The sequence below is a fragment of the Pseudomonas sp. WAC2 genome (assembly GCF_030403525.1).
In the GTDB taxonomy this organism is placed as follows: Bacteria; Pseudomonadota; Gammaproteobacteria; order Pseudomonadales; family Pseudomonadaceae; genus Chryseomonas; species Chryseomonas luteola.
This window is the reverse complement of record NZ_JAUEPD010000005.1, coordinates 133,579-147,076: the sequence shown is the minus strand read 5'-3', so window position 1 is coordinate 147,076 and position 13,498 is coordinate 133,579. Positions and strand designations below refer to the sequence as shown.

The following is a 13,498-nucleotide window of genomic DNA, read 5'->3' as shown; positions in this document are numbered from 1 at the left end:
GGTTGTATGGATTTGCTCGTCAAAGGCTCCGCTGAACGCCGCACGCTGGTCCAGGTACCTGACAACGCACTCGAATACGTGGGCTTTTCGGCCCATAAGCTCAAGGATGGCGATGAGCTGCCTGTGAACGGACAGGACAGAGAAGTGTGCATCGTACTGCTGACCGGCAAGGCGACCATCAAGGCGAACCACCCGCAGAAGGGTGCGTTTACCTGGGAACATATTGGCGATCGCCAAAGCGTGTTCGAGGACAAGTCACCCTATGCAGCTTATCTGCCGCCCGCTACCGAAGCCCTGGTGGTAGCCCACGGTGATGCGGAAATTGCTGTATGTCTGGCGCCGGGCAATCCAGAAGAAACGTTGCCGCCCCGGCTGATCGAGCCGGCGACCATGAAGCGTTCAACCCGAGGCAAGGACGCCAACACCCGTTACGTCTGCGACATCCTGCCGGACACGGCCGAGGCGCATTCGCTGCTGGTCGTAGAGGTGATCACGCCGTCTGGTCATTCCTCCAGCTATCCGCCCCACAAGCACGACACGGATGACCTGCCGGCACAGAGCTTTCTGGAGGAGTCCTACTACCACCGTCTGAATCCGCCCCAGGGCTTTGCCTTCCAGCGTGTCTATACCGACGACCGCAGCATCGATCAGGCCATGACCGTGGAAAACAACGATGTGGTACTCGTTCCCAAGGGCTACCACCCGGTTTCCGTACCCTGGGGATACACCTCCTATTACCTCAACGTGATGGCCGGGCCTAAGCGTGTCTGGAAATTTCATAACGACCCGGCCCATGAGTGGCTGCTTCAGGGCTGATCCGCTTCAACACCGAACTCCCGCCATGGTTGGCGGGAGCCACGACAACGCGCTTCAAGGAGTGCACGAGCCGAATACACGATCAGAAGCAACTTCGTAGTAGCTGACTTCTGGAAACCCAAGAACAAGAACCAGAGCGAGCGATATGACGATCCCTACTTCCACCCATGCACATCGCCATGACATCGGTTATGTGCTGAGAATCTGCGCCGTGGCGGCGTTAGGCGGCATTCTGTTCGGGTATGACACTGCTGTCATTTCCGGCGCTGTGGACTCGCTGCGTGCGTATTTTTCCCTGTCTGCGGCCGAGACCGGCTGGGCGGTTTCCAATGTGGTCATCGGCTGCGTCGTCGGTGCCTTGAGCGCAGGCTGGGTAGCCGGCTGTCTGGGTCGTAAGAAGGCGCTCGTTCTGGCCGCTGTGCTGTTTACCGTGTCGGCGGTAGGGGCGGCGGTGGTCGACAGCTTCGTCTGGTTTGTCATCTACCGCATGATTGGCGGGTTGGCCGTGGGTCTGGCGGCTACGGTCTCGCCCATGTATATGTCCGAGGTCTCGCCCAAAGGCATGCGGGGGCGCGCCCTGGGCATGCAGTCGATTGCCATCGTCGCCGGCCAGGTGATCGTCTTTACCGTGAATTACCTGATTGCCCGTGATGTAGCAGCGGAGTGGCTGGTCGATTACGGCTGGCGCTGGATGATCGGCTCCGAAGTCGTGCCCTGCATTCTCTTCTGCATCATGGTATTCACCATTCCGGAGTCGCCCCGCTGGCAGGTGATGGTCGGTCAGGACGATAAGGCCCTGAAGACGCTGACACGTATTTCCAACGCCGAGCATGCCGGGCATCTCCTGGCAGAGATCAAGGACTCATTGAAGCAGGACCGCCAGGGCTGCCCGCAAAAAGTGGAGCTGCGCAGGTCCGGCTTGGGGATGATCCTGTTTGTCGGGTGCATGCTGGCCATGCTTCAGCAGGTCAGCGGCGTGAACGTGATGATGTATTACGCGCCGATGGTACTCAAAGGCGTCACCGCCAGTACCGAGTCCGCGTTGTTCCAGACCATCTGGATTGGCGTGATGCAGCTGGTGGGCACGCTGATCGGCGCCTGGCTGATCGACCGCGTCGGCCGGATTCCGCTGATGAAGTACGGCACCATCGGCTCGGTCAGCGGACTCCTGATCACTTCTTACGCCATGTACACCCATCAGGACGGCTACCTGACGCTGTTCGGGATGCTGCTGTTCATGCTGCTGTATGCGTTGTCCTGGGGAATCGGCACCTGGGTTCTGATCTCTGAGATTTTTCCGAATCGTCTGCGCTCGCTGGGCATGAGTGTGGCCGTGTGCAGCATGTGGATTGCCAACTTCCTGGTGACCCAGACATTCCCGATGATCAATGACCATCCCTACCTGATGAGCACATTCAATGGTGCCTTCCCGATGTGGCTGTTCGCAGGCTTTGGCGTGTTCAGCTACTGGTTCGTCATCCGTTTCGTCCCTGAAACCCGTGGTGTATCGCTGGAAAAAATGGAAGGCGTGATGCTGGCCAAGATTCGCCGCCAGCCCATGTCGACCAGTACTCGGAAAGCCGGTCGGGCCTTGTCATCCAAGCCCATTTGATAAGTGCGGATCGCGGTAAGGATCCATTGGTTTTGTTAGCTACGCCGTGCTTCGAGCGGCCCCGAAGGAGTTCGACATGAGTCAAGAAACAGTCATCGGCCATTACATCAATGGTCAGGTCCAGGAAGCGGGCACCGAGCGTTACAGCGATGTGTTCAATCCGGCGTTGGGGCAAGTGAAGGCCCGTGTGGCCCTGGCGACCACCCAAACGGTGAATGAAGCTGTCGCAGCCGCCAAGGCCGCGTTTCCGGCCTGGTCCGAACAATCGGCTCTGCGCCGTTCGCGCATCCTGTTCAAGTTCAAGGAGCTGTTGGACAAGCACCACAAGGAGCTGGCGCAGCTCATCACGTCTGAACATGGCAAGGTCCTGTCCGATGCCATGGGGGAAGTCACCCGTGGCATCGAGGTTGTCGAGTTTGCCTGCGGTGCGCCCCATCTGATGAAGACAGCGTTCACCGACAACATCGGTGGTGGCATCGACAACTACAACATGCGTCAGGCGCTAGGCGTTTGTGCCGGGATCACGCCGTTCAACTTCCCGGTCATGGTGCCGCTGTGGATGATCCCGATGGCACTGGCCACCGGCAATACCTTTATTCTCAAGCCTTCCGAGCGCGATCCTTCCGCCAGCCTGCTCATGGCGGATCTGCTCAAGCAGGCCGGTTTGCCCGATGGTGTGTTCAATGTGGTACAGGGTGACAAGGAAGCCGTAGACGCCTTGCTGCAACACCCGGATGTCGAAGCCATCTCCTTCGTGGGTTCTACACCCATCGCCGAATACATCTACCAGGAAGGCACCCGCCGCGGTAAGCGCGTTCAGGCCCTGGGTGGCGCGAAGAATCACATGATCGTCATGCCGGATGCTGATCTGGATCAGGCGGCCGATGCCTTGATCGGTGCCGGTTATGGCTCCGCCGGTGAGCGCTGCATGGCGATTTCCATCGCCGTGGCCGTAGGCGATGTGGGCGACAAGCTGATCGAAAAGCTTTTGCCCCGCATCGACAACCTCCGTGTCCGCAACGGCATGGAAGGCGACGCCGACATGGGCCCGCTGGTGACTGCCCAGCACAAGGCCAAGGTCGAGGGCTACATCACCAAAGGTGTTGAGGAAGGTGCGCAACTGATCGTCGACGGTCGCAACTTCAAGGTGCCGGGTGCCGAGAATGGCTTCTTTGTTGGCGCAACCCTGTTCGACCAGGTCAAGCCCGGGATGACCATCTACAAGGACGAGATCTTCGGCCCAGTGCTGGGCATCTTGCGCGTGCCGGACTTTGCCTCGGCCGTCGAGCTGATCAATGCCCATGAATTTGGCAATGGCGTGTCCTGCTTTACCACCGACGGTGGCGTCGCCCGCGCGTTTGCCCGCTCCATCCAGGTGGGCATGGTCGGTATCAACGTACCGATTCCTGTTCCCATGGCCTGGCATTCCTTTGGTGGCTGGAAGCGCTCCCTGTTTGGCGACCACCACGCCTATGGCGAGGAGGGCATCCGCTTCTATACCCGTTACAAGAGCGTCATGCAGCGCTGGCCCGATAGCATTGCCAAGGGTGCCGAGTTCAGCATGCCGACCGCCAAATAACCCATACCCTAAACCAGCACTGCGTTTATCGAATCCTGGAGAACAACAAGATGAGCCAGCCCTTACGTTTTGCCCTTAACCGCATGGTTGCCCCACGCCTGCCGCTGGAAGAGTTCATCTCGCTTGCCACTACCCTCAATGCCGATGCCATCGAAATCCGCAATGATTTGAAAGGTATCGAGATCGAGGACGGCACCCCAGCCCAGCGTGTACGCCAGCTGTGCCAGGAGAAGGGCATCCGTGTGCTGTCGATCAATGCGCTGTATCCCTTCGATGTGTGGAATGACGAGCGTCGTGCCCAGACGTTAAAGCTGGCAGCCTACGCCCGCGACTGTGGCGCAGAGGGTCTGGTCATGTGCCCGCTCAATGATCCCAAAGACCCGCGTAGCGAGGCCGAACGCGCCCGTGACCTGCATACCGCGCTGACCGAGCTGGCGCCTATCCTGCGTGAGCACGGCATCCTGGGCTTTGTGGAGCCGCTGGGCTTTGAGGAATGCTCGCTGCGCCGCAAGCGTGATGCCGTAGACGCTATCAATGCCGTAGGCGGGCGCGATGTGTTCCGTGTCGTGCATGACACCTTCCACCATCATTTGGCAGGTGAGCAAGAGTTCTTCCCTGAGATGACCGGTCTGGTGCACATCTCGGGTGTGGAGGACGGTGCGCTGCCGTTGAACACCATCCGTGATGGCCACCGCGTGCTGGTGGGCGAGGCCGACATCCTGGGCAATGCCGCACAGGTCCGTGAGCTGCTCAAGCTGGGCTATAACGGCCACCTGTCGTTCGAGCCGTTCGCCGAAAGCGTCCATGCGCTGACGGATATCCAGCCGTCATTGCTAGCCAGCATGCAGCATCTGAAAGCACGTGTAGACGCTGCCAAAGGGCAGGCGGCCTAAGCAGAGACAGTACCTATAACAAAGGGAAGGCAGGGCGGCACATGTCGCCCTGTACTCGACCCCAGGCGTGGAATTGAAAGGGTGACAACATGAGTACAACACGACTGACCATGGCCCAGGCGCTGGTGAAGTTTCTCGATAACCAGTACGTGAGCGTCGATGGGGTTGAAACCAAGTTCGTCAAAGGCATCTTTACCATCTTTGGTCATGGCAACGTGCTGGGGCTTGGACAGGCACTGGAACAGGACCCGGGTGAGCTCATTGTCCATCAGGGCCGCAATGAGCAAGGCATGGTTCATGCCGCCGTTGGCTATGCGAAGCAGAAGCTGCGTCGCCAGATCTATGCCTGCACGTCATCGGTCGGTCCGGGTGCGGCCAACATGATCACGGCGGCAGCCACTGCAACCGCCAACCGTATTCCGGTGCTGCTCCTGCCGGGGGACGTCTATGCCAGTCGCCAACCCGATCCGGTGCTGCAGCAGATCGAACAGTCCCATGATCTGTCCATCAGTACCAACGATGCGTTCCGGGCTGTCAGCAAATACTGGGATCGCATCACGCGTCCCGAGCAGCTGATGACCGCCGCCATCAATGCCATGCGCGTACTGACCGACCCGGCCGAAACCGGTGCCGTAACCCTGGCCCTGCCGCAGGACGTACAAGGCGAGGCCTACGATTACCCGGATTACTTTTTCCAGAAGCGCGTGCACCGTATCGACCGCCGCCCAGCCACTGAGGCCATGCTGGAAGACGCCGTGGCGCTGCTCCAGGGCAAGCGCAAGCCGCTGCTGATTTGTGGCGGTGGGGTCAAGTACTCAGGCGCAGCCGAAGCCCTACAGCGCTTTGCCGAGCGCTTCGAAATTCCGTTCGCCGAGACCCAGGCGGGCAAGAGCGCCATCGTCTCGGCCCATGAATTGAACGTGGGGGGAATCGGCGAGACGGGTTGCCTGGCAGCGAATATGCTGGCCAAGGAAGCCGACCTGGTCATTGGCGTCGGCACGCGTTACACCGATTTCACCACCTCGTCCAAGTGGATTTTCCAGAACCCGGACGTCCAGTTTATCAACCTCAACGCCAGTGCCTTCGATGCCTACAAACTCGATGCCGCGCAGGTCGTTGCGGATGCGAAGGTAGGGCTGGAAGCGCTAGGCGAAGCCTTGGGTCGTACCGGCTACAAGGCGCAATGGGGCGATGCACCGCAGCAGGCCCGCGCCAAGCTCAAGGAGGAAATCGACCGTGTCTATAGCGTTGAATACGGCACTGAAAACTTTGTGCCGGAGATCGACGATCACCTGCCACGTGCCGTGCTCGAAGAGTTTGTCGAGCTGACCGGCTCCAGCCTGACCCAGAGCCGCGTGCTGGGTGCGCTGAACGAAACCCTGGCCAACGAAGACATCATTGTTGCCGCTGCCGGCAGCCTGCCGGGCGATCTACAGCGGGCCTGGCGCAGCAAAGGCACCAACACCTATCACCTGGAGTATGGCTACTCCTGCATGGGCTATGAAATCAACGCAGCCCTAGGCGTGAAGATGGCCGAGCCCGAGCGAGAGGTTTATGCCCTGGTCGGCGATGGCTCCTACATGATGCTGCACTCCGAACTGGCAACGTCCATTCAGGAACGCCAGAAGATCAACGTGATCCTGTTGGACAACATGACGTTCGGCTGCATCAACAACCTGCAGATGGAGCACGGCATGGACAGCTTTGGTACCGAGTTCCGCTATCGCAACCTAGAAACCGGCAAGCTCGATGGTGGTTTTGTCCCCGTGGATTTCGCCATGAGCGCCGCCGCCTATGGCTGCAAGACTTATCGTGTAAAAACGCTGGACGAACTGCATGCCGCGCTGGAAGACGCGCGTCGGCAGACGGTCTCCACGCTGATCGATATCAAGGTCCTGCCCAAGACCATGATTCACAAATACCTCTCCTGGTGGCGCGTCGGTGGTGCCGAAGTCTCCACCAGCGAGAAGGTCCAGGCAGTGTCACGCATGCTCAAGGAGAACACTGCCAAAGCACGACAGTATTGATTTGCAGAGCGGTGATGGGCTGAGTTCAGCGATGCCTATCACGCCCGGTATTACCCCAACGTTTTTCGAACAAGAATTCCAAACGGAGAATGACCATGACACTGCGTATCGGCGTAATCGGAACAGGGGCTATTGGACAGGATCACATTCGTCGGTGCAGTCATGCACTGGTGGGCAGTACAGTCGTGGCGGTCAACGACATCAATCAGGAGCAGGCCGCCAAGGTCGTCCAGCAGCAGGGCATTGAAGCCGAGGTTTATGCCAGCGGCCACGACCTGATCAATGCACCGGAAGTGGACGCCATTCTGGTTACCTCCTGGGGGCCAAGTCATGAAGAGTTCGTGCTGTCGGCCATCTCGGCCGGCAAGCCGGTCTTCTGCGAAAAACCGCTGGCCGTCACGGCAGAGGGCTGCAAGAAAATCGTCGAGGCTGAGATGGAGCATGGCAAGCGGCTGGTGCAGGTCGGTTTCATGCGTCCTTACGATCAAGGCTATCGCGCGCTCAAGGCCGTGATCGACAGCGACAAGATCGGTGAGCCGCTGATGATTCACGCGGCGCACCGCAACCCGACGGTAGGCGAGTCCTATACCACCGAGATGGCCATCGTCGACACGCTGATCCATGAGATTAATGTCTTGAGCTGGTTGCTGGATGACCAGTATGTGTCAGCCCAGGTCATTTATCCCCGCAAGACGTCCCAGGCCTTTGCTCACCTGAAAGACCCGCAGATCGTGCTGCTGGAAACTGCCAAGGGCACCCGCATCGACGTCGAAGTCTTTGTTAACTGCCAGTACGGCTACGACATTCAGTGCGAAGTTGTTGGCGAGCGTGGCATTGCCAAGCTGCCGGAGCCTGCTTCTGTGCAGATGCGCAGCGGCGCCAAGTTGTCCACCGAAATTCTCATGGACTGGAAGCAGCGCTTCATCGATGCCTATGACGTAGAGCTGCAAGCTTTTATCGACGGTATCAAGGCAGGCAAGATCACCGGACCGTCCTCTTGGGATGGTTACACCGCCGCCGTGACCGCCGATGCCTGTGTCGCTGCCCAGCGTAGCGGCGCCATCGAGCCGATCCGCCTGCCGCAGCGTCCTGCGTTCTATGAATAAGCCGTCACTATAACCAATAAACAGGCCTCTTCCTGAGGGAGAGGCCGCCAGAGGAGCACAGATCATGCGTATTTGTCTGGACCCAAACATGTATCGCTTTCTGCCTATTCCCAAGATGGTGGATAAGGTGGCAGAGCTGGGTTACGAATACATCGAGCTGTCCCCACGGGACGATTTCCTGCCGTTCTACAAGTATCCACGCGTCGACAAGGCTCGGATCCGTGAATTCAGAAAGGCGCTGAGCGATACCGGTGTAAAGCTGTCCTCGCTGCTACCGGTCTATCATTGGGCTGCACCGGATGAGGAGCTGCGCAAGGCAGCGGTTCGTAACTGGAAGCGCGCTATCGAGATCTCCGTGGAAATGGACTGCGATCTCATGAACACCGAATTCAGTGGTCAGTCGGACCAGCCGCTGGTGTGCGAAAACCAGTTCATGAAGTCCATGGAAGAGCTCCTGCCCATCTTTGAGCGTGAAGGCATTAAGCTCGACATCCAGGCGCATCCCTATGACTTCAGCGAGCGCAACAACGAGTCGGTCGACCTGATCCGTGGCCTCGACAAAGACTTCGTGAACTACCTGTACGCTGCGCCACACACCTTTTTCTACGATGACGGCAAGGGCGATATCGCCTCGATGCTGCATTACGCCGGGGACAAACTGACCCACGTGATCATTGCCGACACCTGGAATCATCGAGCTTCGTCGGGTCTGCGCTATATCGTCAACCCACCAGGCGTCAACGCCACCGTCCACCAGCACTTGGATATCGGGCAAGGCGAAGTGGACTGGGAGGCCTTCTTCTCTACGTTGCGGGAAATGAAATTCGACGGTATCGCTACCGTCGCCGTCTTCGGCTTTGAAGACCGGGCCGATGAGTCGAGCCGCTTCATGCTGGAGCGCGTCAAGCAGGAACTCGGCTAATACGCCCTTCTGGCCGGGAGTGTTTGCAGGCTCCCGGCTTGCGCAGCCGTCATGCAAGACGGCTATTTCCCCTACTAAAAAAGGACCCTGACGCGCTTCGTTGTTGGACACAGGGTAGGCCTGTTATTGCTCGGAGGTTTTATGCGTGTTGGTTTGGTGGGTTATGGTAAGGGCGGACGGTTTTTCCATGCGCCCCTGATCACGTCAGTGTCACCTATCGCCCTGGTGGGTGTCGTGATACGTTCACCTGAGCGCCGCGCCGAATTGCAACAGGATTATCCCGGCGTACCCGCCTACGACACGCTAGCCGAGCTGATCGATGCCGGTGTTGATGCTGTGGTAATTTCCACGCCGCCCGAAATCCGGGAAGGCATGATTCTGGAGGCTGTCTCCAGAGGCGTTCCCGTCGTCAGCGACAAGCCGTTTGCCCTGGACGAATCGCGTGCTCAACTACTGATCTCAGCCGCCCGCGAAGCTGGCGTACCACTCACGGTTTACATGAACCGCCGTTGGGACTCGGACATCCGTACCGCTCGCCGGATGATTACGTCAGGCAAGTTGGGCGAAGTCCTTACATTCGAATCGCGTGTGGAAACCTTTGTATCCGGCACTCGGGGTAACGCCAGTGGTGGAGGTTTATTGCGGGATCTGGGCAGTCATCTGGTCGATCAGGCGCTCTGGCTGTTCGGATCGGTACGCTCGGTCTATGCCGAGGTCCGTTTCATGGATGAGCAGCAGCAACTCGATGAGGACTTCTTCCTGTCGCTTACCCATCAAAACGGTGTCATCTCACGTCTCTGGGGCAGTACGATTCAGCACAATCCAGGGCCTCGACTCAAGGTTAACGGCACCGAAGGCTGCTATCGGATCGAGTGCCTGGATGGGCAGGATCAGGCACTCCTGGCGGGACGTTCACCCAAGACCGAGCGGGACCGCTGGGGCGTTGAGGACCACCTGCGCTGGGGCTGGATGCAGCATGGCGAAGAGCGTGAGCTGGTGCCCTCCGAGCGGGGCCGCTGGGACCTCTTCTATGAGCACCTGGCAGCTGCCCTGAGCGGAAAAGGCGAACTGCCTGTTTCGTTGGAAGACGCCCTGGAAACCACACGCATCCTTGATGCCGCCCGCCGCAGTGCTCAGCAGGGTCAGGTTATTACGCAGGGCTGATCATCTCGTTCTCATCCTTATAGAAGCCTGGAGCCGAGAATTGCTTCCCGGCTTTACAACGCCTGCAAACTGCCATTTTCTGCCACTGTTACGATAAAAAAAGATAATTCTATATGCTGTTGCTTTGGAAATTAAATTCCAATACAGTCTGAATCAGATTGACGATTTCACGACCCATACAGGGCTTGTACGGGCAGGCCGATAAAAACAAAAAGGTGCCGTCGATGAACGATAATCCTCTCTGCGCTCAAGCGGCCTTTCTGGCCGCGCCGCCTCGCTTTTCCTACCCGGTCTTTTACCTGACTGGTTCCTGCTGCCTTCTGGCTTGCCTGGGTAATCGCCAAGAATGACGCGTTCCTGTTCGTAAGAAAGGGGAGTCCCGCCCTGGGGCTCTGCTTGATCGTGATGCACTTCCACCCATAACACTCACAATATCTGGAGTCATTCACCATGCAGATGAGCAAACAAATCGCCGCCGCAGCCCTGTCGCTGTTCATGGCTACAACCACTATGGCAGCCGATATCAAGGTCGGGGTCAGCATGGCGCAGTTTGACGACAACTGGCTGACGTACCTGCGCGAGTCGATGGCCAGGAAAGCCAAGGATGAAGGCGTTCAGTTGCAATTCGAGGATGCCCGCAGCGATGTGGTCAAGCAGCTCAACCAGGTACAAAGCTTTGTAAGCCAGAAGGTCGACGCCATTATCGTCAACCCGGTCGATACTGCAGCTACCCGTAATATCACCGAGGCGGCGACGAAAGCCGGGATTCCGCTGGTGTATGTCAATCGCCGCCCGGATGAGGAAAACCTGCCAAAAGGCGTGGTTACAGTGACATCCAACGACCTGGAAGCCGGACGCCTGCAGATGCAGTACCTGGCCGATAAAATGGGCGGTAAGGGGAATCTGGTCATCATGCTGGGCGATCTGGCCAACAACTCCACGCATAACCGCACCAAGGGGGTAAAGGAGGTTCTGGCCAAGTATCCCGATATCAAGGTAGTAGAAGAGCAGACGGCCAATTACATGCGTGACAAGGGCATGGACCTGATGAGCAACTGGCTCCTGTCAGGTAAGGAGTTCGATGCGGTTTCGTCCAACAACGATGAAATGGCAATTGGCGCGGCCATGGCGCTACAGCAGGCCGGCAAGGCAAAGGGCTCGGTATTGATCGGAGGCGTTGACGGCACGCCAGATGGTCTGGCTGCGGTCAAGCGCGGCATGCTGGCCGCATCTGTCTTTCAGGATGCCAAAGGGCAGGCTGATGGCGCCGTGGAGGCAGCCGTAAAGCTGGCAAAAAAGGAGCCGGTTGAGCAAAACGTTTGGATTCCCTATGAGCTGATCACGCCCGAGAATGTGGATTCGTTCCAGAGCCGCATCAAGCACTAACGCAATACTGTCTTTTGCGCCGCGTTCTGCGGCGCTACTCCCTCACTGATTCCAGTACGCACCATGGACTCGCTTTTGCTGCTTTGCATAGGGTGGGGCAGCGGCAACACCTTGGCAGTTCAGTACGGAGCCGGGTGTGGCGCTAGGGCCTATAGGACCGACGGATTATGACAAGGGTAGCGCCAGTTTCCGGGTGGTTGAGTTTTTCGACTGGCAGGCAACCCGGCGCTTTGGCAGCCAGTTCCAGATGATATATCCGCGTGACAAACGCCGTCTCGATGGCACGTAGCAGTGGTATTCCATTGGCAGGCGCACCGTGTATGGACTGACCGGGCAATGGGAGTTCGCCACGGAGATCGACCATGACCGGATCAATATCGATGACGACCCCCCGTACGCTGACCAAGCTGACCGTTGCGCCTATCTGGTCGCCTAATGGCCCCACCTTTCGCAAGGCCCGTCCTGAGGTGCATTTCTACGTGACCTACGCCGTCTGGAGCCGTGGTGAGCAACGGGCTGCTAATCCTCTGGCACCCGGCTCGGCATTATCGAGCACAGGTGTCTTTGGCGCTGTCCGGCACAGCGCCCATCTAGGTGTTCAGCTGGAACGCTTATGGTAGAGCGGGTTACTTATATGATGAAAAATAAATTCGGAAATTGCGTTGTAATGGAAAATTTATTCTAGTAGATTCTGATCCAAGGTTGACGACTGTAACGCGCCTCCTCTGCAGGAGGCGCGCACACCAACAAAAACAAACAGGTACTGTCGATGAAACCCTCTCTTCCTTACAGGACGACTCCGAGCGGTCTACCAGCCGTAGACCGTCGCGTACTCGCTTCGAGCCTCAGCGTGCTCAGCGCACATGTCCTATCGTGCAACCAGCATGGCCCTTCGTCCTGCTCACGTCGCACTCCGAACAGAACCGTTCCGGCTCGGTGCTCTGCCGCGACGGGGTTTGCCTTTTTCGATGCCAGCATGATGCTGGTGCACAGGGCTTAAGGAGCCACCATGAAGCGCTGTCTGGGTTTGCTGTTCTGCCTGCTTATCTCTCCGCTGGCCTGGTCCGATATGAAAATCGGTGTGGCGGTTGCACAGTACGATAACTACATCGCCTACCTTGTTCAGGCCATGCAGGCGCGTGCCAAAGAGATACCCGGTGGCGCCTCCCTGCAACTTGAGGATGCGGGTGGTGATGTAGTGCGTCAGCTAGGGCAGGTTGAAAACTTCATTAGCCAGAAAGTTGATGCCATCATCGTCAACCCGGCCGATACGGCCGCGACCCGCAAGATCACTGAGCGCGTTACCCAGGCGGGTATCCCGCTGGTTTATCTCAACAGCCGCCCTGAAGTAGACAGTTTCCCGGCAGGTGTCGTGTTTGTAGGCACGGATGAGCGTCGCATTGGCCAGATGCAAATGGAGTATCTTGCCGAAAAGATGGGCGGCAAGGGAAACCTCGCCATCATCCTTGGCCGACTGGCCCATGACGATACGCGCAAGCGCACGACTGGGGTGAGGGATGTTCTGGCTAAATACCCCGATATCAAAGTGGTGGAAGAGCAATCCGCCAACTGGGAACGTGACAAGGGCATGGACCTGATGAGCAATTGGCTCTTGTCTGGCAAGGCGATCGATGCTGTTGCAGCCAATAACGATGAGATGGGTATCGGTGCAGCCATGGCACTGCGTCAGGCCGGTCGCAAGGACGTCATGGTAGGCGGTGTCGACGGCACGGCCGATGGCCTGGCTGCCATCAAGCGCGGACTGCTGAGTGTAACGGTGTACCGCGATACCGTCGGTATCGGGGCCGGCTCGGTAGATGTCGCTGTCCGCCTCGTCAACAAGGAAAACCTGCAAGGCGACATCTGGGTTCCGGTGCAGCTGGTTACCCCCGAGAACTATCAGCAATTCCAGAGTAAATAACGATCAGACGCCAGCGCCCTGTTTCAGCTGGCGCTCACGAACGTTCCGAGGAGAAGAATAAGATGCTCGGCT

The 13,498-nt window shown here is 58.2% G+C and carries 13 protein-coding genes; 12 read left to right on the top strand and 1 reads right to left on the bottom strand.

All coding sequences use genetic code 11. The features are described from left to right. Nucleotides 1–6 precede the first annotated feature (6 nt). From iolB to QWJ10_RS12460, 10 genes are all read left to right on the top strand, one after another. Nucleotides 7–816 (top strand): 5-deoxy-glucuronate isomerase, encoded by an 810-nt coding sequence (gene iolB, locus QWJ10_RS12505; protein WP_289926772.1) that lies wholly within the window; start codon nt 7–9, stop codon nt 814–816. Nucleotides 817–961: 145 nt separating this feature from the next. Beyond that, a complete protein-coding gene (locus tag QWJ10_RS12500) occupies nt 962–2,428 on the top strand; it encodes a sugar porter family MFS transporter (protein WP_289926770.1) in 1,467 nt (488 codons plus the stop codon). A gap of 76 nt (nt 2,429–2,504) precedes the next feature. Continuing rightward, the gene (locus QWJ10_RS12495) at nt 2,505–4,007 is read left to right on the top strand and encodes a CoA-acylating methylmalonate-semialdehyde dehydrogenase (RefSeq protein WP_289926768.1); all 1,503 of its coding nucleotides are present in this window, start codon (nt 2,505–2,507) and stop codon (nt 4,005–4,007) included. 50 nt (nt 4,008–4,057) lie between these two features. After that, nucleotides 4,058–4,900 (top strand): TIM barrel protein, encoded by an 843-nt coding sequence (locus QWJ10_RS12490; RefSeq protein ID WP_289926766.1) that lies wholly within the window; start codon nt 4,058–4,060, stop codon nt 4,898–4,900. Between the two features lie 89 nt (nt 4,901–4,989). Then, nucleotides 4,990–6,927 (top strand): 3D-(3,5/4)-trihydroxycyclohexane-1,2-dione acylhydrolase (decyclizing), encoded by a 1,938-nt coding sequence (gene iolD, locus QWJ10_RS12485; RefSeq protein ID WP_289926763.1) that lies wholly within the window; start codon nt 4,990–4,992, stop codon nt 6,925–6,927. A gap of 95 nt (nt 6,928–7,022) precedes the next feature. Next, nucleotides 7,023–8,033, top strand: coding sequence for a Gfo/Idh/MocA family oxidoreductase (locus QWJ10_RS12480; protein WP_289926762.1), 1,011 nt, complete (start codon nt 7,023–7,025; stop codon nt 8,031–8,033). 64 nt (nt 8,034–8,097) lie between these two features. Then, nucleotides 8,098–8,955, top strand: coding sequence for a sugar phosphate isomerase/epimerase family protein (locus tag QWJ10_RS12475; RefSeq protein ID WP_122041734.1), 858 nt, complete (start codon nt 8,098–8,100; stop codon nt 8,953–8,955). A gap of 141 nt (nt 8,956–9,096) precedes the next feature. After that, on the top strand, nt 9,097–10,119 hold the full coding sequence (locus tag QWJ10_RS12470; RefSeq protein ID WP_289926757.1) for a Gfo/Idh/MocA family oxidoreductase: 1,023 nt from the start codon (nt 9,097–9,099) through the stop codon (nt 10,117–10,119). Between the two features lie 224 nt (nt 10,120–10,343). Further along, entirely contained in the window at nt 10,344–10,469 is a 126-nt protein-coding gene (locus tag QWJ10_RS12465; protein ID WP_019364843.1) for a hypothetical protein, read from the top strand. 100 nt (nt 10,470–10,569) lie between these two features. Further along, nucleotides 10,570–11,505, top strand: coding sequence for a sugar ABC transporter substrate-binding protein (locus QWJ10_RS12460; protein WP_019364844.1), 936 nt, complete (start codon nt 10,570–10,572; stop codon nt 11,503–11,505). A gap of 142 nt (nt 11,506–11,647) precedes the next feature. On the opposite strand, the gene QWJ10_RS12455 is transcribed toward QWJ10_RS12460, so the two are convergent. Then, complete coding sequence (locus QWJ10_RS12455) at nt 11,648–11,869, bottom strand: hypothetical protein (RefSeq protein WP_289926750.1); 222 nt, start codon at nt 11,867–11,869, stop codon at nt 11,648–11,650. Here QWJ10_RS12455 and QWJ10_RS12450 point away from each other — a divergent pair. Together QWJ10_RS12450 and QWJ10_RS12445 are read left to right on the top strand one after the other, a co-directional pair. After that, nucleotides 11,868–12,125, top strand: coding sequence for a carbohydrate porin (locus QWJ10_RS12450; protein WP_289926746.1), 258 nt, complete (start codon nt 11,868–11,870; stop codon nt 12,123–12,125). The two genes, QWJ10_RS12455 and QWJ10_RS12450, sit on opposite strands and share 2 nt — an antisense overlap. A gap of 389 nt (nt 12,126–12,514) precedes the next feature. Next, entirely contained in the window at nt 12,515–13,426 is a 912-nt protein-coding gene (locus QWJ10_RS12445; protein ID WP_289926743.1) for a sugar ABC transporter substrate-binding protein, read from the top strand. Nucleotides 13,427–13,498 lie beyond the last annotated feature (72 nt).

What these genes read in the sequence shown, in the direction of transcription:
- iolB (WP_289926772.1), top strand. Translation starts at nt 7, where the DNA reads ATGGATTTGCTCGTCAAAGGCTCCGCTGAACGCCGCACGCTGGTCCAG.
- QWJ10_RS12475 (WP_122041734.1), top strand. Translation starts at nt 8,098, where the DNA reads ATGCGTATTTGTCTGGACCCAAACATGTATCGCTTTCTGCCTATTCCC.
- QWJ10_RS12500 (WP_289926770.1), top strand. Translation starts at nt 962, where the DNA reads ATGACGATCCCTACTTCCACCCATGCACATCGCCATGACATCGGTTAT.
- QWJ10_RS12465 (WP_019364843.1), top strand. Translation starts at nt 10,344, where the DNA reads ATGAACGATAATCCTCTCTGCGCTCAAGCGGCCTTTCTGGCCGCGCCG.
- QWJ10_RS12480 (WP_289926762.1), top strand. Translation starts at nt 7,023, where the DNA reads ATGACACTGCGTATCGGCGTAATCGGAACAGGGGCTATTGGACAGGAT.
- QWJ10_RS12450 (WP_289926746.1), top strand. Translation starts at nt 11,868, where the DNA reads ATGACCGGATCAATATCGATGACGACCCCCCGTACGCTGACCAAGCTG.
- QWJ10_RS12470 (WP_289926757.1), top strand. Translation starts at nt 9,097, where the DNA reads ATGCGTGTTGGTTTGGTGGGTTATGGTAAGGGCGGACGGTTTTTCCAT.
- QWJ10_RS12495 (WP_289926768.1), top strand. Translation starts at nt 2,505, where the DNA reads ATGAGTCAAGAAACAGTCATCGGCCATTACATCAATGGTCAGGTCCAG.
- QWJ10_RS12455 (WP_289926750.1), bottom strand. Translation starts at nt 11,869, where the DNA reads ATGGTCGATCTCCGTGGCGAACTCCCATTGCCCGGTCAGTCCATACAC.
- QWJ10_RS12490 (WP_289926766.1), top strand. Translation starts at nt 4,058, where the DNA reads ATGAGCCAGCCCTTACGTTTTGCCCTTAACCGCATGGTTGCCCCACGC.
- QWJ10_RS12460 (WP_019364844.1), top strand. Translation starts at nt 10,570, where the DNA reads ATGCAGATGAGCAAACAAATCGCCGCCGCAGCCCTGTCGCTGTTCATG.
- iolD (WP_289926763.1), top strand. Translation starts at nt 4,990, where the DNA reads ATGAGTACAACACGACTGACCATGGCCCAGGCGCTGGTGAAGTTTCTC.
- QWJ10_RS12445 (WP_289926743.1), top strand. Translation starts at nt 12,515, where the DNA reads ATGAAGCGCTGTCTGGGTTTGCTGTTCTGCCTGCTTATCTCTCCGCTG.